General features: G+C 55.6%; 23 protein-coding genes and 2 pseudogenes. 2 read left to right on the top strand and 23 right to left on the bottom strand.

Annotated features, from left to right (window positions below):
* The 11 genes from FE840_RS07390 to FE840_RS07340 all read right to left on the bottom strand — a co-directional run bounded on the left by FE840_RS07390 (position 1) and on the right by FE840_RS07340 (position 12,499).
* The gene (locus tag FE840_RS07390; protein WP_138285487.1) at positions 1 to 1,209 is read right to left on the bottom strand and encodes a flagellar hook protein FlgE; all 1,209 of its coding nucleotides are present in this window, start codon (positions 1,207 to 1,209) and stop codon (positions 1 to 3) included.
* 123 nt (positions 1,210 to 1,332) lie between these two features.
* Positions 1,333 to 2,004 (bottom strand): transcriptional activator Rem, encoded by a 672-nt coding sequence (rem, locus tag FE840_RS07385; RefSeq protein WP_138285488.1) that lies wholly within the window; start codon positions 2,002 to 2,004, stop codon positions 1,333 to 1,335.
* Between the two features lie 280 nt (positions 2,005 to 2,284).
* A complete protein-coding gene (locus FE840_RS07380; RefSeq protein WP_171033636.1) occupies positions 2,285 to 2,836 on the bottom strand; it encodes a transglycosylase SLT domain-containing protein in 552 nt (183 codons plus the stop codon).
* Positions 2,790 to 4,217 (bottom strand): flagellar hook-length control protein FliK, encoded by a 1,428-nt coding sequence (fliK, locus tag FE840_RS07375; RefSeq protein WP_138285489.1) that lies wholly within the window; start codon positions 4,215 to 4,217, stop codon positions 2,790 to 2,792. The genes FE840_RS07380 and fliK overlap by 47 nt, the downstream gene beginning before the upstream one ends.
* A gap of 2 nt (positions 4,218 to 4,219) precedes the next feature.
* A complete protein-coding gene (gene motC, locus FE840_RS07370) occupies positions 4,220 to 5,521 on the bottom strand; it encodes a chemotaxis protein MotC (RefSeq protein WP_138285490.1) in 1,302 nt (433 codons plus the stop codon).
* A 3-nt stretch (positions 5,522 to 5,524) separates the two neighbouring features.
* Positions 5,525 to 6,850, bottom strand: coding sequence for a MotB family protein (locus FE840_RS07365; protein WP_138285491.1), 1,326 nt, complete (start codon positions 6,848 to 6,850; stop codon positions 5,525 to 5,527).
* Positions 6,847 to 7,500: a GTPase gene (locus tag FE840_RS07360; protein ID WP_138285492.1), complete on the bottom strand. Its 654-nt coding sequence runs from the start codon at positions 7,498 to 7,500 to the stop codon at positions 6,847 to 6,849. The genes FE840_RS07365 and FE840_RS07360 overlap by 4 nt, the downstream gene beginning before the upstream one ends.
* Before the next feature lie 296 nt (positions 7,501 to 7,796).
* Positions 7,797 to 8,756 (bottom strand): flagellin N-terminal helical domain-containing protein, encoded by a 960-nt coding sequence (locus FE840_RS07355; RefSeq protein ID WP_138285493.1) that lies wholly within the window; start codon positions 8,754 to 8,756, stop codon positions 7,797 to 7,799.
* 274 nt (positions 8,757 to 9,030) lie between these two features.
* Positions 9,031 to 9,993: a flagellin N-terminal helical domain-containing protein gene (locus FE840_RS07350; RefSeq protein ID WP_138285494.1), complete on the bottom strand. Its 963-nt coding sequence runs from the start codon at positions 9,991 to 9,993 to the stop codon at positions 9,031 to 9,033.
* A gap of 337 nt (positions 9,994 to 10,330) precedes the next feature.
* The gene (locus FE840_RS07345) at positions 10,331 to 11,278 is read right to left on the bottom strand and encodes a flagellin N-terminal helical domain-containing protein (protein WP_138285495.1); all 948 of its coding nucleotides are present in this window, start codon (positions 11,276 to 11,278) and stop codon (positions 10,331 to 10,333) included.
* Between the two features lie 273 nt (positions 11,279 to 11,551).
* Complete coding sequence (locus FE840_RS07340; protein WP_138285496.1) at positions 11,552 to 12,499, bottom strand: flagellin N-terminal helical domain-containing protein; 948 nt, start codon at positions 12,497 to 12,499, stop codon at positions 11,552 to 11,554.
* Between the two features lie 326 nt (positions 12,500 to 12,825).
* On the opposite strand from FE840_RS07340, the pseudogene FE840_RS21180 reads away from it, so the two are divergent.
* Positions 12,826 to 12,939, top strand: a pseudogene (locus FE840_RS21180) (hypothetical protein); the annotation flags it as partial.
* Here FE840_RS21180 and FE840_RS07335 read toward each other — a convergent pair.
* The gene (locus FE840_RS07335; RefSeq protein ID WP_171033637.1) at positions 12,892 to 13,047 is read right to left on the bottom strand and encodes a hypothetical protein; all 156 of its coding nucleotides are present in this window, start codon (positions 13,045 to 13,047) and stop codon (positions 12,892 to 12,894) included. The pseudogene FE840_RS21180 and the gene FE840_RS07335 sit on opposite strands and share 48 nt — an antisense overlap.
* 186 nt (positions 13,048 to 13,233) lie before the next feature.
* Between FE840_RS07335 and FE840_RS07330 the strand changes: the two genes are divergently transcribed.
* The gene (locus FE840_RS07330; protein WP_179028198.1) at positions 13,234 to 14,805 is read left to right on the top strand and encodes an O-linked N-acetylglucosamine transferase, SPINDLY family protein; all 1,572 of its coding nucleotides are present in this window, start codon (positions 13,234 to 13,236) and stop codon (positions 14,803 to 14,805) included.
* 129 nt (positions 14,806 to 14,934) lie between these two features.
* Here the strand turns inward: FE840_RS07330 and FE840_RS07325 are convergent.
* The 11 genes and pseudogenes from FE840_RS07325 to flgB form a co-directional block, all read right to left on the bottom strand.
* Positions 14,935 to 15,571, bottom strand: a pseudogene (locus FE840_RS07325) (IS630 family transposase); the annotation flags it as partial.
* 125 nt (positions 15,572 to 15,696) lie between these two features.
* Positions 15,697 to 16,434, bottom strand: a complete 738-nt coding sequence (gene fliP, locus FE840_RS07320; protein WP_138285499.1) for a flagellar type III secretion system pore protein FliP — start codon at positions 16,432 to 16,434, stop codon at positions 15,697 to 15,699.
* Positions 16,431 to 16,943 carry a flagellar basal body-associated FliL family protein gene (locus tag FE840_RS07315; RefSeq protein WP_138285500.1) on the bottom strand — a complete coding sequence of 171 codons (513 nt, stop codon included), beginning with the start codon at positions 16,941 to 16,943 and terminating at the stop codon, positions 16,431 to 16,433. Before FE840_RS07315 ends, fliP begins: the two co-directional genes overlap by 4 nt.
* Positions 16,944 to 16,974: 31 nt before the next feature.
* Entirely contained in the window at positions 16,975 to 17,688 is a 714-nt protein-coding gene (flgH, locus tag FE840_RS07310) for a flagellar basal body L-ring protein FlgH (protein ID WP_138285501.1), read from the bottom strand.
* Positions 17,685 to 18,209 carry a MotE family protein gene (locus tag FE840_RS07305; RefSeq protein WP_138285502.1) on the bottom strand — a complete coding sequence of 175 codons (525 nt, stop codon included), beginning with the start codon at positions 18,207 to 18,209 and terminating at the stop codon, positions 17,685 to 17,687. Before FE840_RS07305 ends, flgH begins: the two co-directional genes overlap by 4 nt.
* On the bottom strand, positions 18,206 to 19,330 hold the full coding sequence (locus FE840_RS07300; RefSeq protein ID WP_138285503.1) for a flagellar basal body P-ring protein FlgI: 1,125 nt from the start codon (positions 19,328 to 19,330) through the stop codon (positions 18,206 to 18,208). Before FE840_RS07300 ends, FE840_RS07305 begins: the two co-directional genes overlap by 4 nt.
* The gene (gene flgA / locus FE840_RS07295; RefSeq protein ID WP_138285504.1) at positions 19,327 to 19,800 is read right to left on the bottom strand and encodes a flagellar basal body P-ring formation chaperone FlgA; all 474 of its coding nucleotides are present in this window, start codon (positions 19,798 to 19,800) and stop codon (positions 19,327 to 19,329) included. The genes FE840_RS07300 and flgA overlap by 4 nt, the downstream gene beginning before the upstream one ends.
* 16 nt (positions 19,801 to 19,816) lie before the next feature.
* Complete coding sequence (flgG, locus tag FE840_RS07290; RefSeq protein ID WP_138285505.1) at positions 19,817 to 20,605, bottom strand: flagellar basal-body rod protein FlgG; 789 nt, start codon at positions 20,603 to 20,605, stop codon at positions 19,817 to 19,819.
* Between the two features lie 18 nt (positions 20,606 to 20,623).
* The gene (fliE, locus tag FE840_RS07285) at positions 20,624 to 20,971 is read right to left on the bottom strand and encodes a flagellar hook-basal body complex protein FliE (protein ID WP_138285506.1); all 348 of its coding nucleotides are present in this window, start codon (positions 20,969 to 20,971) and stop codon (positions 20,624 to 20,626) included.
* The gene (flgC, locus tag FE840_RS07280) at positions 20,968 to 21,390 is read right to left on the bottom strand and encodes a flagellar basal body rod protein FlgC (RefSeq protein ID WP_138285507.1); all 423 of its coding nucleotides are present in this window, start codon (positions 21,388 to 21,390) and stop codon (positions 20,968 to 20,970) included. The genes fliE and flgC overlap by 4 nt, the downstream gene beginning before the upstream one ends.
* Positions 21,390 to 21,785, bottom strand: a complete 396-nt coding sequence (flgB, locus tag FE840_RS07275) for a flagellar basal body rod protein FlgB (protein WP_138285508.1) — start codon at positions 21,783 to 21,785, stop codon at positions 21,390 to 21,392. Before flgB ends, flgC begins: the two co-directional genes overlap by 1 nt.
* Positions 21,786 to 21,787: the final 2 nt, after the last annotated feature.

Below are 21,787 nucleotides of genomic sequence, written 5' to 3'. Positions count from 1 at the left end.
TTACCGCTTCAGATTGACCAGAACTTCCAGCAGTTCAGAACCAGTCTGGAAGACCTTGGAATTGGCCGTATAGTTGCGCTGCGACTCGATCATCCCGGTCAATTCTTCCGCGATGTCGACATTCGAGTTTTCAAGGGCGCCTGATTGAAGCGTTCCAAAGCCGCTGGTGCCGGCATATCCCATGATGATCACACCAGAATTGTTGCTCTGCTGGTACAGGTTACCCGCTACTGGCGTGAGGTTGTCGGGGCTTTGAACGCTGGCCAGGGCTACACGGAAGCGCGGAACCAATTCGCCTGTTGAATACTTCAGCGAAACGATGCCCTCAGCATCAATGTCGTACCCAGTTACTGTCGATGCCGCCTGTCCATTGATTTGCCCGGTCTCCACCGAGAAATCCTTTGCAAGCTGCGTTGATGCTCCAATATTGATTGTCATCGCGCTCATATTGGCGCCGTTGACCGCGAACGCTGCGGTAGTAAGCGTGCCAGCAGCTGGTGCTGTCAGCACACCATTTGCGTCAAAGGTCATTACAGTTGGAGGCACAACAGCCACCGCCGGAGGACCGGCATAGTCTGCGCGTACAGTCCAGTTGTTGGCCGCAGTCTTCTCATACCGGAATTCAATCAAGCGCGTGTTGCCTTGACTGTCGAAAGCAACCAAGGAAGTACTTTTGACGTAACCAACGTTTTCGTTCGAGGGAAGGTTTACGCTAAGAGTACCTGCTGTCGATGCCTCAGCTCGGACAGCCGAGCCCGACAGATTAATCTCTTGCAAACCATCAAATCCGTTGACCACGATCGTCGGATCGGCGGTTGTACTGTATTCATAACCCATCAGGGTGAAGCCGGCAGTGTTCTTCAGTGTGCCGTCTGCCTGAACAACGAACGAGCCCGCTCGGGTGAGATACTCAGTGCCGTCACCGCCCGACACGATGAAAAAGCCGTCGCCCTTGATGGCAAGGTCGGTCTTCGACGTGGTGTAGCTGAATGAGCCCTGCTCGGAGATCGAGTAGCGGACCTGCGTCTCGACACCGCCCGGATTGTATGCACCGCCAGTCGAAGGCAGGATCATCGACGAGAACTGCACATCGGCTCTTTTGTAGCCGACCGTGCTGGAGTTTGCGATGTTTTCGCCAGTTGTGCTCAGGCGGTTTGCCTGGGCATTCATACCGGAGACACCGGTGCGCATCATTCCGTAAAGACTCATTGAAAATCCTCGCTTGCTAGTAGGTCAGACAGTAGGAGGTGGGCCTTGCGTGAAGCTGTCTGTCTTGCGGCTTTGGTCGCCGATGTTGCAGGCCGGTGGCGCGCCCGAAGGCGCGCAACAAAATCAGTTCCAGTCGATGCAGTAACCGAGAAAACGCTTGGAATCGACGGGATCGAAACCGAGCTTCTTGCGAAGCTTCTTGCGCAATTTTGAGATGTGGCTTTCAACAACATTCTCTTCGACTTCTTCGTCGAAGATACCGTAGATCGCGTTGAATATCTGGGTCTTCGAGACCCGACGACCGCGGTTTGCGACCAAGTATTCGAGAATGCGGCGCTCGCGGCGCGGCAGTGGAAACACTGAACCAGAGATTTCTGGATCACGACCATCCGAGAAAACGCGGATCGGTCCGATTTCGGTGAAATTGCTCACAGCCTTCAGGCGACGGCGGATAGCCGCCGCACGGGCGAGAATTTCTCTTGGATGCACTGGCTTGCGAACAACATCATCGACGCCGCAGTCGAAGAGCGCAAGGGTGGCTTCCAGAGAAGGCTGATCGCTGACTGCGATCACGGGAGCCTGGGTTCTGTCGCGAATTGCACGTGGCAATTCGAGTGTCGTTTCGCCCTGCCCCAGGAGAAATGCTTCAACGGCCGCAATGTCCGTATCCGCCGCTGTATTGACCCATTCCCCAAACTCCACCGGATCAAATCCGGTTGAAGGAATGCCTTCACGCCCAAACAGGGACGCGTACCCGTCTTTCACGAGCTCACGCTCATCAACCACTACGATCATTCGCCGCCTCCGAATCAGTGTGGTGCCTCGATGTCTATATGGGTACGAATCGAGGGATTCAGCGGCAACTGTAGAAAGTTAATGGTAGATGTTAATAATTGATTAAGATTTTAGTCCCGATTTGATCCATATATAGTAGCTGTTAACCACATCAGGCACTAATTTTTAGTGGAAAAGTTAACACAAGCTTCACGCAAGCTATTGCCTGGGACCGGTAGAGCGCGTTGTCGCCACATTCGAACAAGTCGGCACAAATATGACCGCAAGCAACTTTAAGTAGTTATTCACCGCAAAACGCGCGAGCGCCCTGCGTCCAGTTGCCATACCCCGTTGCTACCAGATTCGAGATCACCCGACACACATATCGCTTCTGCGCAGGGTCGTTGTTGGGGCCGGCGTGGTATCTGGCAACTGCCATTGTCCAGGTCTCGTGCCGCGCATGCAAATCAGCAAGGAAGCGTGCTGCGTAGTCGACGTTGGCCTTGGGGTCAAACATCGCCTCGACGGATGAGAAGTGCTCACCATGGTAGTGCTGATTAATCTGCATGCAGCCCACATCGATCAGTTTAGCCCCGCCAAGTCTCGCAGCCCGAAAAGCTTCAAGTGCATCATCCAGTCGCTCGAAGTAATGGGCTTTGCCTTCGACGTTCATCGCAAGTGGCTGCAAGGAACCCTTGCGACCGGTCTCTGTCAAACCCACCGAGTAGAGGATACCTTCAGGTACCCCGTATTTGGCGGCGGCAGCTGCTATCTGTGGCTCGCAGGAAGGCGTATTGGCTCTCGCGTCAGATATAGATGCCGCCAGACCTGTCAGCATCGCGGCCGCGATCATGACCACTGTCTTTCGGTGCCGAACTTGCATCGTCGCCTCTCATGCCGCTATTGCCCGCACTGGACTGGCCTGTCTGCCGGCCCTGCTGATCAGCTCCTTGATTGCTCTGCTGAGCAAGTTGACCGTTTTGCTGGTTCGTTCCATTCTGCCCGCTGTCTGCACTGCGGTCAGTGGAGGCCACCTGAACACTGACCTGGACCTGCTCAACGGCGAAGCCTTGGGCCTTCAAAGCCTTGAGCATTTCGTCCTGATCCTTCATCAGCTGGGCCTGCGCTGCATGGTTCTCGACCGTCAACTGAACTGTTAGCTGGTCGCCGTTCAATTTAAGAGTTGCGGTGACATTGCCGAGCTCAATCGGGCTCATCTGAAGCTTCAGAGTGTGGACCACCTTACCGGCAGTCGACTGGGCCGCTGCGTTCGCCAGTTCAGACCCAGGAGACATGGCTCGTACCCAGTCACCGTCTCCCAAAATTGCCGAACTGATATTCAGCGCATTTGTCGATACCGGTGCGATGTAGCGCCGGCTGTCGATCACTGAGATCGTTTCTATTCCAGCCGGCCTCGGCGTCTCGACAGTGTCTGATCCTGAACGTTCATTCCCAGCCTGCAAGGCTAGAGGCTGACCTTTGCCATCGGCCCGGACAAAACGGAAAGACCGATCCTGGTCAGACGGCAAATCGTCGTCCGAGCTATTGCGACCATTTTCGTCCGTAAGCAAGGCCTGACCGTTTGACCGACTCTCAACGGCTTTTGCCAGATCATCCTTGGAAGCGCTGCCTCCGTCTGAACCCTTGGCATCCGGGGCTTTGGCATTCTTCTGACCGCCCGCAAGCAGCTGGAGGACATCACCCAAATCCATGACCGATTCATCGGCAGGGACGACCGCGGCCTTCTCGTCAGTGGCTTCCTGCCCGGGTACCTCCTCGATGCCCGTCGTTTTGGGTGTACTCGCCTCTTTCAACAATTGAGCAATACGGTGAGGGTCCGGCACTTCCTCGGCCTTTTCCGCACTTGCATCCGCCATAACCATCTCGGTGGCTATTGTGCCATCTTTCAGGTCGGTGTTTTCGCCCTTTTGCTTTGACTGCTGCGACTGCCTGTCTGTGGGCTGCGCTTTTGGCAGACCGGTAAATGAGATGTCGATCGTGGGTCGCTTCTCAGCCTTACCCGGATCTTGCGCCTCTGACGAAGCCTGCTCGCCATCGCGCGGCATCTCTTGATCGGCCTCTGCCTCTTTGGCCTTCGCATCTTCCCGCTTCGAGCCCGAGTTTGATAGCACGGCAGTAAAGCCACCTTCATCGGATTTGTCCGCTCGTCCGGAACCCTGAGATACAACAGCGTCCTTGCTCGGTACCTTTGGTGCTGCAACAGCATCCATCATTTTCAAGGGCCTTCCTGTTTCAGAAGATCGTCGATAGCCTGCAGCTTGCTGCGGCCAGTCTCAATCAGGGTGCGCATTTCAGGTTCCAGCTCGACGGTCGGCGTTGCCAGATCGCCCGTATCGGAGGGGGCGGGCGTCACCGTCGGAGCGGGTGCCGCGAAGGGATCCTGGAGGTCGTCAGCCGTCATGGCGCCTTGCGGTACTTGCTCAGTTGTACTTGCAGCAGCTTGCACCGGGCTTTCGGTGGGCAGCTCTGGCTCACGCAAAACCTCCTTGGCAACGGCTTCAGCTGCCTGTCGCAATGCACGATCTCTGGGCGACAGTTGTTCGTCGGGAATGCCGACAATCGCCTGCATGGCCGCATCGACGTTTTCAGTCGGGATGACGGCAAGGTTGCGATAAAGCGTTGCCAGCAAATCCGCACCTTCTGCAGAGCCCGAGAGCATCTTGGCCCTGTCAGCCGCCATGACCGCCAATTCGTTCTTTCCGGTGATCGCAGCCTGGCGAGCCATTCGAAGATAAACCTCGCGTTGGCGGTCCACATCCATGTAGCCAAGTGTCGCTTCGATGCCCTCACGATCCAGTTTCTCGAAATGTTCAACGACAAACTGAACAAAGAGATCTGCAAATTGGCTGGCATAGGGGGAGTAGAGGAAGCGACGCGCATAGCTGTTGGCGTAGAGCGACGCCTTGTCGACAATTTTGGCATCGACCGCCACAGCAAGAGAACGCCTTAGTGCAGCCTCCTCGACAATGGTGCCAGGTGCCGTCAGCCTCGCCCAGTCATAGAACTTCAAGGCCTCGGCGGGGTCGAGCGGAATCGTAACGTTCCCGGCGACCAATGCGAGGTAGGGTGCAATTTTCGTATTGCGATACTCGGTGACCATTTCGCCGAGTGACCGCGCTGTCAGCATCCCCTTGCCGCCGAGATAGCGACGGAGGGCATCCGTCAGGCGGTTATCAAAATTGCCGTCGATGTCTCGTGCAACGAGAAACTCCAGCGTTTGCGGATTTCCGCCGCTCATCGCGTAAATCAGTGCGGCATCGACGTTTCGCGGATCCTGAAAGACGCTCGGATCGGCTGACCTCAGCCTCTCGTCAATTGTCGTCAGCATGAAGCGCTGCATTTCCGCCGCTGAGTGATCGCCCAGGACGACAGAGTCCTGGACGAATTGCAGTGAGCGGAGCAGACGATAGGGGGCGACGCTATCGATGTCCTGCGCATGCACGGGTTCAGCCAGCGACAAGCCTGTAACGGTCGTTGTCGCTAGAGCCAGAACAATCGCGCAAAGCCGGCGTGACATCGGTTATCCCTCGTCAGCCTGGATCAGGATCTCGATCCGGCGATTTGCATCCGCAAAGGGATCTTCGGGGACCAAAAGACGACGGTCGGCGAAGCCGCTGACCTGTTCGACACGGTCTTCGGTGAGCCCCCCGCGCATGAGCATGAAATAAGCGCTGTGGGCACGAGCCATGGACAGACGCCAGTTGTCATTCTCCGTTCCTCGGAACGGGCGGGCATCAGTGTGGCCTCGGATCACAATGTTGCCCGGACGCTCCTGGAGGAGCTGACCGATTTTTTCCATAGCCAGCACCATCTCTCGACGCGGGACTGCTGATCCGACGTTAAACATCGGCGCATCACTCTGATCGGAAATCGTAACCAGAAGACCACCTTCCGCGGGTGTGACAATCAACCCCTCGGCAAGCTTGCCGGAGATACCACCGATTTCCTTCTCGATATCCGCCTTCAGTTCGTCTGCAGCCCTGAGAGCCACTTCGAACTGCTCTTCAGCCGTCGCCGTGTCCGGTTTTTCACCTTCGCCGATTTCAATCTGATCAGTTGTTCCACTCTCGGGCAGGGCAGCAGAGCTATCCTGCTGCAGGGGATCTTCGATTTCCGGTCGTTGTCCAGGAATGACCAGAGCAATTTCTGGCTGGGGCTCTACTGCTTCCGCCGGATCGGTGGAGGCCTCGTCCGGAAGGCTTTCGGCCTGGTTCTGGATGGGTGTTCCAGGCGTATCGACGGTGTCACTTGCCTCACCCGGAGGCGACATTGCCGTCTGCACCTGCTGGGTCCAAAAGTCAGGATCAAAGGGGTCGCGGTAAGCCTCACCGCCTTGCGCGCCCGTTGATGGGCCGGAGTCTGCCGCGCCGCCTTCGCCTCTCGCGCTGACATTTGCCTGCTGCCCGACTTCCTGGGCAATTTCTGCCAGGACAGAGTAAGGGTTCTCGAAGAAATCTGCTTCTGAATAATTCGACTGTTCGCCGGATGCTGCAGTCTGATCCTCACCGGTTGCCGCAGCGGAGCCGACCTTGTCCTGCTGCTCGTCGACCTGCGACCGCTCCTTCTTCTGCTCGCCTTCGGCCTGATCGACCGGTTTTTTCAAACCCTTTTCGGTTGGCTTTTCATCGGACAGCTTGATCGGATTGAAATAGGAGGCGACCGATGCCTTGGTTTCTTCATTCGCCGCGTTGACGAGCCACATGACCAGGAAGAATGCCATCATGGCCGTCATGAAATCCGCAAAGGCAATCTTCCAGGCACCACCGTGATGTCCGTCGTGATCGCCCTTGTGGCGCTTGACAACAATAATCTCGTTCTTGCCGTGGTGATGGTTTTCGTCGCTCATCCCAGCACTTTCTTCAAACTCGCAACAAAGGCGGAGAGACGCGTGACCAGCACGGCATCGTTGATTTCAGCCTGAAGATCGAGATCCACGGCCTCTATATGGCGAAGAGCGCTGGCTTGCTCAGGAAGGTGTTCGCAGAGCATCTCAAAAAGACCTGCAGGGCCGCGAACGGTGATGATCGTCGCTTCGCCCGCAGCGAGTGTCCCGGAGATGAGCTCTGCAAGATCGGATACCGCCTTGGCTGCCACCTGCTCTTCGAAAAACGGAGCAAGCGCTTCTGCCACATGCTGGCTCACACCCAGCGATATCGTGCGACCCAGTGTGTCAAACTGCTCACCGAACAGTGAACCTGCTTCTTGCCGCAGGCGCGTTTCGAGCTGGGCCACGGCTGCCGCATGCGCTGTTTCCAGCGCTTGTCGCTCGACTTCGAACGCCTCGCGCATCGCTTCCTCGGCAGCCCGGTATCCCTCGGCATATGCCTGCTGCTTTTCAGCCTCGACATCCACCGGGTCTGGCTCCGGCAAACCCTGAAAGTCCATCTGGAACGGATCGTCCGCGTTGGCATCGCCAAAGGTAAAGTCGATGCCGGGCGCTTGCTGGGGAGGCGGGGCCGAAAAATCCTTCAGATAATGGGAAAGTGGCATACCCATCAGTTGCCCCCTGCCCCGGCCTTTGCACCCTCACCTGTCATGGGTCCGGACAGGCATATTCGGGAGGCGTGCTGCCCTTTAAATCTGTGCTCAGTACGGTTTCTTACCCAATAAATCATCAATCTGCCCTGATATTGGCCGCATCTGCCAGCGCGAGCCGGGCATACGGATAGGCTAAAATCCTAGGGGGCTAAACTTGCGCGAAGATTAAGGTGCTGGGCCGCAACAGGGCATATTGCGACCCAGCCGTGCGCGAGGCCGATGACCGGCGGCTCGACGCAAAGGTTTCCTCAGGATTATTGCCTGAAGAGTGTAAGGATGTTTTCGGCATTGGTATTGGCGATCTGGAGCGCCTGAATACCCAATTGTTGCTGTGTTTGCAGCGCCTTAAGTCTGGTCGATTCCTCGTTCATGTCGGCATCAACAAGACGGCCCACGCCCTTCTCGATCACGTTGATCAAGGTGGCCACAAACTCATCCTGCATCTTGATGCGACTTGTGATCGCACCGAGCGTAGACGCAGAGTCCGTCAGCTGTTGCAGCATGTTTTCAACAGCTTGCAGCATTCCGCCGAGGGTTTCATTGGTTGTAGAGTTATCGATGGTAATCTGGGTTCCCGTTCCAGCGGTACCCGGCACGCTCAGCAGGAAGTAACTGGCGGTCGCAGTGCTGCCGAATGGCTGATTGACAACCCAATCCTTTGTCAAGATTCCACGCCCCGCGCTGTGCGTATCGATCATCACCGACTGCGATGCGTCATAGTCGAGTGTCGTGAGAGAGACGGCGCCGTTGGGCGAACGATTGAAGGAGGCAACGATCTGCTTCGTGGTCGCACCTGCGGTTGCGGTGTTGTAAAGCCAGTTTTCCCCGGAGAACGAAGCGGATTCCGCAATCGAGGCCAGCTGGTTCTTCAGCTCTCGCAGCTCCTTGTCGATTTTCGTCTTGTCGACACCAGGCTCGCTCGCTGCCGTGATCTTCTGCTTGATCTGCGTCACCACATCAATGGCTGATTCGAGACCTGTGTAAGCAATATCGGTCTTGGCCGCGCCGAGGCCGAGCGCGTCCTGAACAGTGGAAAGCGCGCCGTTATCCGAGCGCATGGTGGTCGCGATTGACCAATAAGCTGCGTTGTCGGCAGCGGTTTCAACGCGGTAGCCCGAGGAGACGCGATTCTGCACTGTCTCCATGGAATCGTTGATTTTTCTGAGAGTCTGGAGCGCCGCCATGGCGCCGGTATTGGTCAGAATGCTGGTCATAGAAATGCCCCTGTGTGGTTACGGGACATACCGGAGTCGTCAACCGGTAACGCGCGGCAGCATCATGCTCGCTGGTGGTATCATTGCCCTGTCACCAGCCCGGCGCTCTTAACGAATGCGCCCATTCTATAAGGTTAATGACTGGTTAACGCAAACACTTTTCGGTACGGCCGCAACAATACCGCGCCTGAAACTTTGGAAGACGTGAGAAAAACAGCGAAAAGACCGCGCTAGCGGGCGCGGCCTTGAGCATGAATAAGATGAGGCGTTTCTTCTACTGCCTGAAGAGTGCCAGAATGTTTTCAGAGCTGCTGTTTGCGATCGTTAGTGCTTGGATACCCAATTGTTGCTGGGTTTGTAGCGCTTTCAACCTCGTCGATTCTTCATTCATGTCTGCATCGACCAAGCGGCCGACGCCCATGTCGATTGAACCCATGAGGTCCTCGACAAAGCTGGTCTGCATATCGATACGACTGTTCATCGCACCGAGATCGGCGGCCGCATCCGTCATGTCCTGCAGAGTTGCTTCCGTGGCAGATAGCGCAAGGGCCAGTTCGTCTGGCGTCATCATGCTGATGTTGAGAAGAAGAAGGCTGGAGTCAGCAGGAGAAGTTGTCGAGGCACCCGCAGAATTTGTGTAGGTAACATTTGCTTCGATCCGGGTCAGCAATCCCTCTGTCGTACTGTAGACTCCTGATACTGCTGTTTCAGCGATCAAGGAGGAATTAGTTGTGTCGAACTGCAGCGTCGTGAGGCTTATATTGCCCAAGGCATCACGTGTGAACGATCCAACGATAGATTGCGTCCCAACAGTATTGTTGCCTGCAACGTGATAAACCCAGTTCTCACCCGAGAATGATGCCGATTTGGAGATCGAGAGGAGTTGCTCCTGCAACTGATCGATTTCTTTCTGGATTTTTCCTTTATCGACGCCCGGTTGTGATGCGGCCGTAATCTTGGATTTGATCTGGTCCACGACTTCGATCGAGTTTTTGAGAGCCGTATAGGCGACATCCGTGGTCGCAGCCCCCAAGCCCAAGGCATCCTTGACAGTGCTCAGTGCCTTGTTGTCCGAGCGCATTGTCGTCGCGATAGACCAGTATGCCGCGTTGTCGGATGCATTTTCGATACGGTAGCCTGAGGAAACGCGGTTCTGCGTTATCTCCATGTCGCTGTTGATGGAGCGCAGCGTGGAGAGAGCTGCGATTGCAGCCGTATTCGTCATAATGCTCGTCATTAGATTGCCCCTCTATGCGGACTTGAAATATCTAGGGACATTCCGGTTTTGACCGGCAAGTGGTATTCCGCTTCATGCTCGTCTGGCTTGGCCGCTTCGCCATCAGACGCACCGCTTGATTGGCACCAGATAAACTCAACATGGTTAATGAAGCGTAAATGCTATAAACCGGCTGTAAAGAAATATGAACAAAGCGTTTTGACTGCGGCACGGCATTTCAGCCTCGGCCACTTTGACCGCCCCAGCTCCGGTTCTCGATCCGAGGGAGCAGATAAGAAAAGGCCGCATCTATTCGATGCGGCCAAGTCTAACTTTCAAGGGAGCCGGGTTCGAATGACTACCGGAACAGAGACAGAATGTTCTGCGAACTGCTGTTTGCGATTGTCAGTGCCTGGATGCCGAGCTGCTGCTGGGTCTGCAGTGCTTTCAGTCGTGTCGATTCCTCGTTCATATCGGCATCGACGAGCTTGCCGACACCCATATCAATCGAATCCATCAAGTCAGCAACGAAGCTGGATTGAAGGTCGATACGGCTGTTCAGAGCGCCAATATCTGCTGCGGCATTTGTCATGTCCTGGAGAGCCGCTTCAACACCGACCAGACTTAGCTGCAGGTCGTCAAAAGTGGCGTTTTCGATATCAATCTGCATGACACCAGTAAAGGTACCGGAGGCAGTGTCTCCTAGGCTGTTGACGTACTCTTGGGTCGTGCGCTCCCTTGTCAGTATTCCGCCAGTGTTATCAAAGCCAGTCGCATTCATAAGAATCAAAGACGAGCTTCCCGTATTGTATTGCAATGTGGTCAGACTGACATTGCCTGATGCATCACGATTAAAGGAGCCCACGATTGACTGCGTCCCGGTGGCATTGGCGGGATCGTTAAAAACCCAGTTCTGACCAGAAAACGAAGCCGATTTTGCAATCGACAAAAGTTGATCTTGCAGCTGCGTGATCTCCTTCTGCACTTTATTCTTGTCGACGCCCGGCTGAGATGCAGCCGTTAGCTTTGTCTTGATCTGGTCAACGACATCAATTGAGCTGGTCAATGCTGTGTAGGCAACGTCGGTGGTGGCTGCACCGAGACCCAGCGCATCCTTAACAGTGCTTAGGGCCTTGTTGTCCGAACGCATTGTCGTTGCGATCGACCAGTAGGCAGCGTTGTCGGCCGCGTTTTCAACGCGGTAACCGGAGGAAATCCGGTTTTGCGTCGTTTCCATATCGCTGTTGATGGAACGTAGCGTGGAGAGAGCAGCAATCGCTGCCGCGTTGGTCATGATACTCGTCATTTGGGTGTACCTCTATACTGGCAAGGAATGATTGAGGACATTCCGGTACTGCGCCGGATAGTGGTGCTCAGCTTCATGCTCGGTCCATCTGGCCTTTCACCATCGGACGCACCGCTTGATGAAAGAATTAACCGTGTTATGCTTAACGAAGCGTAAGCAAGGCGAAAAAATTTATAGTTAATATTGGTTAATAAAAGTAAATTTACTTCACGACAAATAGCCGCGCCTCTTTCGAGGCACGGCTTTGTAAACTTCCAGCCAAAGCTAAAAGTATTAACGGAACAGCGACAGAATATTCTGAGAGCTGTTGTTCGCAATCGACAAGGCCTGGATACCAAGCTGCTGCTGAGTTTGCAGGGCCTTCAGTCGGGTGGATTCCTCGTTCATATCGGCATCGACGAGCTTGCCGACACCCATATCAATCGAATCCATCAAGTCAGCAACGAAGCTGGATTGAAGGTCGATACGGCTGTTCAGAGCGCCAATATCTGCTGCGGCATTTGTCATGTCCTGGAGAGCCGCTTCAACACCGACCAGACTTAGCTGCAGGTCGTCAAAAGTGGCGTTTTCGATATCAATCTGCATGACACCAGTAAAGGTACCGGAGGCAGTGTCTCCTAGGCTGTTGACGTACTCTTGGGTCGTGCGCTCCCTTGTCAGTATTCCGCCAGTGTTATCAAAGCCAGTCGCATTCATAAGAATCAAAGACGAGCTTCCCGTATTGTATTGCAATGTGGTCAGACTGACATTGCCTGATGCATCACGATTAAAGGAGCCCACGATTGACTGCGTCCCGGTGGCATTGGCGGGATCGTTAAAAACCCAGTTCTGACCAGAAAACGAAGCCGATTTTGCAATCGACAAAAGTTGATCTTGCAGCTGCGTGATCTCCTTCTGCACTTTATTCTTGTCGACGCCCGGCTGAGATGCAGCCGTTAGCTTTGTCTTGATCTGGTCAACGACATCAATTGAGCTGGTCAATGCTGTGTAGGCAACGTCGGTGGTGGCTGCACCGAGACCCAGCGCATCCTTAACAGTGCTTAGGGCCTTGTTGTCCGAACGCATTGTCGTTGCGATCGACCAGTAGGCAGCGTTGTCGGCCGCGCTTTCAACACGGTAACCGGAGGAGATCCGGTTCTGAGTGGCTTCCATGCTGCTGTTGATGGAGCGAAGCGTGGAGAGAGCAGCAATCGCTGCACTGTTGGTCATAATGCTTGTCATGAACTTTAGTCCCTTGGTTACGAGATACAATTGGGGACATACCGGGCTAAACTACCGGTAATGACGTTTGGCATCATGCCCACTCGATCTGGCGCGAAACCAAGACCAAACCCGTCATCTGTCAGCATAGTCGCAAGGATTCATTGCCAAACCCTTAAATGGATTGCACGGAATCGATTGGTTTGACGGAGCCAGCAACAAAGGCCTCGGGCAAGTTTGCACTCTTAGGCTCGCCGGCGGCTCAAAACAAACCGTAAGCCCCGCATCTGCGGGTTTGGAGGCGTCCCTTGTCACATCATCCCCTCTTCCTTGCCGCTCAGAAAAGCATGAGGCGTGGTGATTACGACGATGCACTGCGGTCCATCAACGACCTGCTGGACGAGCAAAGAAACTCAAAAATATACGCTCTCCTGGCAAAAATCCTCCTCAAGAAGGGGATGAATGCCGATGCGGCAGAAATACTTGAGGTGGCCGCCGCCGAGGACCCCGACCGATGCGAAGAGTTCAGCGAACAGGCCATGAAGATCTGGTTTGATCTCAACAATCATGACAGGGCGCTCGGTGTTGCGAGGCCCTTGATCACGAAGGCCCAGAAGAATGCTGATCTTGCTTTCATCATCGCCTCTAGCTTCCTGATGCGCAAGGAGAAAGACAGCGTTCGCCTTTTTCTCCCGATCCTGGCTGAAAGCAAAGACACCAAGCACAACAGTCTCGCCGTCTTGCTTCTATCCAACATGCCAGAAGACAGCCGAGACCGACAAACCATCAAGACACTGCTCAAGAAGTTCCCGAAAAGCATCGTGCTGATCCAAGCTTACATGATTGGATGTCGCGAGGTGAACGACTTCGCAGCCATGGCGCAGTATCAGCCTGTCCTCGACCGTTTGATCAAAGACATGGATCCTCGACTCCTGGCGACAGAGTCGCCATTCTACAACCTGCACTGGCTCGCGGATGAATCCATCAACAAATTGATCGGCCATGACCAGAAGGTGGTTACACCTCAACTAACGGCAGCGCGACGCTCCAAGCACCATCGATGGAGCGAAAAGATCAGGGTCGGCTATCTGTCTTCGGACTTCTGGGTTCCTCATGCCACGATGAAGCTCGTGCGCGGCGTTCTAGAATCACATGACCGCGACCGCTTCGACGTAACGCTCTTCTGTTACACCGACGAGAACCGCCTCGACCCTGTCGCGGTGCGTGAAAAGTGGGGGCGGATCGTCAACATCAGAGAGTTGACCAACGAACAGGCCGCCAAAACGATCCGGGAGCACGACATCGATATTCTGGTCGAAATGAAAGGCCATACGCGACAAAGCCGGGCCACCATCCTCAACAACAAGCCCGCGCCCATTCACGTTGCCTGGCTCGGCTACCCGGGGTCAACCGTGAACGTGGATCTGGATTATGTCATTGGTGACCGCTTTGTTCTCCCGGACCATGCAAAGCCCCACTACTGGGAAAAATTTTGCAGATTGCCGGACAGTTACCAGCCCAATGATGTGATCTACCGGCCCCGCCCGACCCTAATCACACGCCGTGAAGCAGGCCTTCCGGACGACAAGTTCGTTTTCGCCTCATTCAATGCGACGAGAAAAATATCGTTGCAGACGATCGACTTATGGATCCGGATTCTGAAGGCCACGCCCGATAGCATCATCTGGATGATGTGTGTAAGCGAAGAATCACATCTCAACATGGAGAAGAAGCTGCGGGCCGCAGGTATCGGCAGCGAGCGTATAATCTTTACCCCACGCGTTTCCTATGAGACACATTTGGCTCGTATAGAGCTTGCAGACCTTGGCCTCGATACCTATCCGGTCAATGGTCATACGACCACTTCGGAGCAATTGTGGGCAGGCTTGCCGGTCCTTACCCTGAAGGGAACACATTTTGCTTCGCGTGTCAGCGAAAGTCTGCTGAACGCGATTGGGCTTCCCGAAACAGTTGCCGATAACGAAGCGGAATACTTCCGCCTTGCCGTGGAACTTTACAATGATCGAGAAAGGCTCTCCGGCTACAGCAGACGGCTGAAGGAAAACCGGCTGATGAAACCGCTATTCGATCATGAACGCTTTTGCCGCCATCTGGAGCGGGGATATGAGATGATGGTCGAGCGCGCGAAAATGGGAATGGAGCCAGACCATATTGATGTGCCCGCCTTGCCGGAGCGGACGCAACCTTTTCTCAACACGCAAACATTCGCATCATCTGCCGAAAAGAGCCAGCAGAACGCTGCAGAACTCCCGCTTCTTGCGATACCGGCCGAGTTGTCGCGCCAAGCCAAACGTGCCTCTGCCTGACGCTGTGTTTCGCAAACAAGCGCAAACGGACCAAAATCGCTTCCGGCCCGGTCGGAAGCGACTCAAATCTGATCAATCCGGGTCATATCCAACAGCCTTGAAGTCGTGTTCACATTCTTCCGGGATGAATCAGGGCATGAATGTACCGACACTGTCCCACAAAGCGTCGATCTTTTTCTCCGCCCCAGCCCGCGACATGGTTTCCAATTTTGAGAAGGCATTTTCGAAGGCGTTAAAGACGGGGCGGTCGGGCGGCAGGAACATGAGCTTGGCGCCCATGCGTTCCATGGTATCGCGCACCCCGGATGCTTTATGTGCGGGGATATTGTCGATGACAAGAATATCCCCGGGCTGGAGGATCGGCAGCAACACCTCCTCGACATAGGACAAGAAGACGTTGCGGTTCATTGATCCGTCATAGCCAAACGGCGCGGCTATTCCGCTCAGGCGCAAAGCACCGGCGAATCTCGTTGTTTGCGAATGTCCATGCAGCACGCCAGCTCGACAGCACTCACCTCGAATTGCCCGCCCGCGCAGCCGGACCATCTTCGTTCGAAGACCAGTCGCGTCTGTGAAAACGAGCTTTTGCGGATCGAGATCAAGCTGCACATCGGACCAGGCGCGTCGATGTTTCAGGATGTCTGGTCGGTTCTGATCCGATGCGGATGCGGACCTTTCCAAATGTGCATGCGCGAGCACGCAGCCAGGCACCGGGTGCGCTCCGGCTGATGCGGACCTGCCGCTCAGCCGAGAGAGCCCGTGCCATCATCAAGCCTCATGACCGTAAAGAAGTTGCATAAGCTTCGCTCGCCATCGTCACATCACGTTTGTTTCATCGATAACGGGATCTGGCTCGAACTGCCAAAGCTTATAGCATGCGGCTGCGGCCGACTATGCGAACGATCTCACAAGGCTGCCGACCAATAGATTCCAACCGTCGATCAATACAAAAAACAGGATTTTGAATGGCAACGAAATGGATGTCGGCGGCAGCATCATCATACCCATGGCCATTGTTATCGTGGCGACAACCATGTCGATCACCAGAAATGGCAGAATGATGAGGAAGCCGATTTCGAAGCCGCGGCGGATTTCAGAGAGCATGAAGGCCGGGATCAGAACCCGGTAGTCAACCATCCCGTCGACAATTGCGGCCTGACCGCGCTCTTCGGCAAGGTCAACAAACAAGGCCAGGTCCTTGTCGCGGGTGTTCGCCATCATGAATTCGCGGAAAGGCTCGGCAATCCGGCTGACCGCTTCGGCTTCGGTGATCTGACTTTCGAGAAGCGGCTGAACGCCTTCACGCCAGGAGCGATCCATCGTGGGTGCCATCACATAAAAAGTCATGAACAGCGCAAGACTTGTCAGGATCATGTTCGATGGCGTTGAAGCGAGGCCCATGCCGGTGCGCAGGATCGAGAACGCGATCAAAAATCGCGGAAAACTGGTCACCATGATCAGAATGCCGGGAGCAATCGACAAAACGGTCAGAAGACCGAATGTGCGGATGATCCAGGCCGCGACAGAACCATCCACCGGCGTGTTGAATATGTCGGTCGGCAATTGCTGGGCTACGGCCAGCGCCGGCACCATCATCATGATGGTGGCGAAGGTCAAAAAACGAATCATTCGATCACGAAAGTTCTGAACATAACCTTCGATACGCGGCCTTCGGAGCGCAGGTCAACTCGCTCTTCTATGTCATCCTTGAGATATTGAAAGCCCCGCGGCCCCTGGACCTGCTGCAGCGATACGGTGCGGATATATGCCAGAATATCCTGGTGCACCGCCTCGGCAATGGCCACGTCCGGCGCCCCATTGAACAACAGGGCCACTTCAAGCCGGATCCAGTTCTCGGACGGATAGGCAAGGTTGGTAGTAATCGGTTCCAGGGCAACAACGCCGTTCGCTTCGGTGGAGATCTTGGCGATACCGCCCTCTTCCTCGCCGGAATGACCGTCCTTGCCTTCCTCTTCTTTCGCCGCGGCCGCTTCCTCAGCCTGCTTCACCTGTGGAGCCAGCATGTTGCCAATGACCCAGCCGCCGCCGCCGCCAACAATGGTCAGGATGACAAGCGGAATTGCCAGCGCCATGATGCCTGACTTTTTCTTGCCTTCTGTTTCCTCGATCGGATCCATTTAAAGGTCGTCCTATGCTAATCGGTCGCAATCAGATCGGCGAGAAGAGATCTACGACCTGCTGCCCGACAGGCGGCTGCTGAACTTCCATCAGGCGTCCGCGACCACCGTAGGAAATGCGGGCTTCTGCGATGCGGTCATAGGAAATCGTGTTGTCGGCATCGACATCCTGCGGACGCACGATACCAGCGACGTTGAGGATGCGGATTTCGTGATTCACACGCACTTCCTGCGAGCCGCTGATCAGAAGATTGCCGTTTTCCAGAATGCCGGTGACTACCGCAGCCACGAGCAATGTCAGGCGCTCTGAACGCTCGGTCGAGCCGGCACCGGATGTGCTTGTATTGGAACCCGACGAGAGATCACCCGTCAGCGTCGGAAGCGTACGACCGAGAATGTTTGCCTGGGCATCCCAATTGATACCGCTCGAATTGGTGCGGCTGCGATCGGTCTCGTTGTTGAACGAAGCCCGGTCGTTTATTTCAATATTAACGGTCAGGATGTCGCCGACATTCAAGGCACGCGCATCCTTGAACAGCGCGCTCTGGCTATCGCTCCACAAGGAATATCCGCTCGCCGTCTGGCGGGGCTGTTTCGGATAGAGCGCCATCTGCGGTGTCTGGCTGTAGCGCAGGCCCGATCCGATCGGGCTCATCGAGGGCGCGTTCCCGATTTCCTTGATGGTCTGGCTCTGGCAACCGGCGAGAAACAGCACGGCGAGCAAAGCCGGGAAGCGCTTAATCATGATGGATCCTTCGAGGTATTCGGGTCGCTTGCCCTGGACATGATCTGAGCAACTTCAGCCGCCTTCTGTGGCTCCATTTCGCTCAAGATCAGGCTTGATTGGCGGGCAGGCAGTTTCATGATGATGGCCGCAGCGAGAAGCACATCGGTTTCCTGCAGTTGCGGTGCGGCGGCATCGGCTGCCATGTTCTTGTAGATTTCGACCAGTTGCCCTTCTGCCTGCTGCATGAAGGTATTGCGGCGCGACAACCAGTCTTCATATTCGGCACGGCGCTCTTCGAGAACAGCGATACGGCTATCAATATCGGCCTGGAGCTTTTCCAGTTCCTGGCGTTGCAGCAGATAGCGCTGGTCCCGGGCGGCATCGGCGATGCCTGTGCAGAATTGCCGGATCTCAGCCTCGGACAGAGTTTCCGTCTGGCTCTGCTGCCCTACCGCCTGATCGACAAAGGCCGGCGCCAACGAGATCGCACCAAGGAAGAAAATGTTTCGCAAAATGGGAGAGGATTTTGTCTTCATCATTGCAATACGAGCTCCGCCTGCAGTGCGCCGGCCGATTTAATGCCTTGCAGAATGGCAATGATGCCGTCCGGTTTGACGCCAATGTTGTTCAGTCCGGCCACGAGGGTGCGCAAATCCGGCCCGTCGACGATCGCGACGCCGTCGCCTTCCTTCTGCACGAAGATATCCGTCTGCGGCTGGACGGCGGTTTCACCACGGGAGAATGGCTCCGGCTGAATGATCTGAGGCGTCTCCGTAACCTGGACGGTGAGTGTGCCGTAACTGACGGCAACGCGGGAGATCCTCACATCTGCGCCGATGACGATCGTTCCGGTGCGCTCGTTGATCACGACGCGCGCCGGTGAATCCGTTGCCACGACAAGGTTTTCGATATCGGCCATCAACCGGGTGAGGTCGGCCGTTCGCGGCTTTTGTACAACGATTTCCGTTGAGTCCCTCGCTTCGGCAATCGGTGCACCGTAATTGGCTGCCGCATAGGCGTTGATTGTGTCCGCCACTCTCAACGAAGTTGTGAAATCGGGATTGCGCAATTGCAGGACGAGATTGACCGAATCCTTGAACTTGGACGGCAACTCCCTTTCGATGATGGCACCCGCCGGCACACGACCGGACGTGGTAATGCCCTCCTGTATTGCCGCGGCCTGACCTTGTGCGTTGAAGCCGGACACCACTACGGATCCCTGGGCAACGGCATAGATCTGGCCGTCTGCCCCGGTCAACGAAGTCATGATCAAGGTGCCACCTCGCAGCGAGGTTGCATCTCCGAGCGAACTGACCGTCACGTCAATGCGACTGCCAGGACTTGCAAAGGGCGGGAGATTTGCGGTTACCATGACGGCGGCGACGTTTGCCGCGTTGGAGGCGCCGCCTTGGGTGGAAATTCCCAGGTTCTGCAGCATCGCGCGCATCGATTGCTCGGTGAAAGGCGAAGAACGCAGACTGTCGCCTGTTCCCTGCAGGCCAACGATCAGACCATAGCCTATCAACTGGTTGTCACGGCCTGACTGCAATGATGCAATATCTTTGATGCGCGAGTTCGACGCCTGAGCGGTTTGTGGGAGACCCGGCATGATCAGTGCCAACGCCAGAAACGTGATACGGGAAACTGACAGCCATCTCATTTGGACATTACCTGCACGGTGCCATCGGCCATGACCGTGCCAGACACGATCAGACCGGAATCGATGTTGCGGACGCGGATCACGTCACCGACCGAAGCGTCCGTCAACGGCGTGCCCGAGGCGCTGATCACCATATTGCCGATGGAGAAAGTCAGACGAACATTGGCGCCGCGCTTGATCGCATGGGGTTCACGCAGCCCGCTCAGCGGAATGGTCCGGCCCGGCAGCAACGTCCGGGTAGAGACCATGCCGATCACCTCGCCCTTGGTCTTGGCATAGCCGCCGGTCAGGTTCGGGTTGGTGACATCCACCTGATTGATCTGTGAGGAGGATATGGTTTCGCCAGGATAGATGATCTGCACCGGCACGACTGCCGTCCCCTGCGCAAGCGCCAGGACCGGCAGCGCTGCCGATAGCAGCACGCCAAGTTTGATTGCTTTGGCTGTCCTGTTTTTCTGGCGAAACGTCATGTTTGCCTCCGTCGGATTACTTCAGGTTCTTGCTGACGATCTGAGCCATTTCGTCTGCAGTCTGGATGACTTTCGAGTTCATTTCATAGGCGCGCTGGGCCGAGATCATATCCGTGATTTCACGGACGGAATCGACGTTCGACGATTCCAGATAGCCCTGCTTGATGTAGCCGAAGCCAGGATCTTCCGGTGCTGCGATAATCGCTTCACCCGAAGCTGCCGTCTGGGCAAAGAGGTTGTCGCCGAGCGGCTTCAAACCGGCCTCGTTGACAAAGTTCGCGATGGTCAACTGACCAAGCTCGGTAAAGTCCGCGTCATTGCCGATACGGGCCTGAACCTGCCCGGTACGGGAGACGATCACTTCACTGGCGTCCTGCGGAACATTGATCTGCGGGGTAACGATGTAGCCGTCAATCGTAACCAGTTGGCCTTCGGCATTGGTGTTGAAGGCACCCGAGCGGCTGTAAAGGGTGGTGCCATCGGGCGACTCGATCTGGAACCAGCCTCTTCCGACAAGGGCGAGGTCCAGCTCGTTGCTGGTCTGCGCGAGCTGCCCTTGCGAATGGATGTTGCGCACCGCTGCAGTCTGAACACCGAGACCGATATTGGCGCCCTCCGGCACGATGGCCTGGTTTGCGCGGTTCGGCACGCCCTGGGCCCGCTCGGTCTGGTAAAGCAGATCGGTGAACTCGGCGCGAGCCCGTTTGTAACCCGTTGTGTTGATATTGGCGATGTTGTTGGCAATGACTTCCAGATTGGTCTGCTGGGCATCCATGCCGGTGGCTGCAATTGCGAGCGCTCTCATCTAATGATTCCCTGCTGACTAGATCTGCATCTTGGTGATTTCGAGATAGGCGTTGACGACCTTGTCGCGGAAGGCGATTGCCGTCTGGAGCGACTGTTCGGCAGCCATGACCGCATCAACGACTTCACGCAAAGGCGCCTTGCCCGTCATTCCGTCGAAAGAGGCCTGCTCTGCCGCCTTGAGGTTATTGGCGGCTGTCGTCGCCATGTTGCTCATGACGCTCGCAAAGGACTGGCCATCGACCATACCGGGCGTCTGTACAGGCTGCCCACCCAAAATACCGGTCGTTGTTGTCGTTGTTTCGCTGAGCGATTCGAGGCCGCGTCCCTTGGACAGCGATGCGATGCTCGTAACAGCTTCAATCATTGCGAGGCCCTCAGAAGTGAAATCGTCTGGGACACGAGCTCGCGTGTCTGCTTGATGCTTTGAAGATTGGCTTCGTAGCTGCGATTGGCTTCGCGCATGTCAGCCATCTCTACAAGGATGTTCACGTTTGGCATTTTCACCACACCGCGCTCGTCGGCTGCGGGATTGCCGGGATCGTATTCCTCGATGAAATCCGAGAGATCGACACCAAGCTTGCGCACCTGCACCAGTTCGGCATTGATGGCTCGATCAAGCTCCGTACCGAAAGTCACCGTTTTGCGACGATAGGGATCGGCACCGGGAGTGTCGCCCGTCGAGCGAGCGTTGGCGATATTCTCCGATACGATACGCAGGCGCGTGGACTGGACTTCGAGACCACTGCTTGCAATTCTAGAGGCTGCACTTAAGGGATCAGACATCAGCGTTTCACCGTCATCAACATCATGCGATGGAAGGAGGACACCAGAGAGGTGTTCAGTTCATGCTGGCGTTTGATTTCGCCAGTCTTGGAAAGTTCTTGGGACAGAGCCACGGTATTTCCGGACTCCTGAATCCCGATCTCATTGTTCAGCCTGGCTTCCCGGACATCGATGTTCTCGTCCGACAGCGCGTAGGCCTCCATATGACCCGGATGCGTGGTCGCCATGCGCTGCGATGGCATGGTGTTATCCAGCACGGCGCTGAACGGGGTGATATCTTTGGCCGTATATTTCGGCGTATTGGCGTTCGCGATATTGCCAACCACAACCTGCTGACGCACCTGCAGCCACTCGGCTTGCTTGGATGCCAGTTCAAACAACTGGATGGGGTTCATAG

It is taken from the genome of Peteryoungia desertarenae (assembly GCF_005860795.2).
GTDB classification, from domain to species: domain Bacteria; phylum Pseudomonadota; class Alphaproteobacteria; order Rhizobiales; family Rhizobiaceae; genus Allorhizobium; species Allorhizobium desertarenae.
Note: the sequence above shows the minus strand (reverse complement) of the source record. Positions and strands in the feature narration are given on the sequence as shown.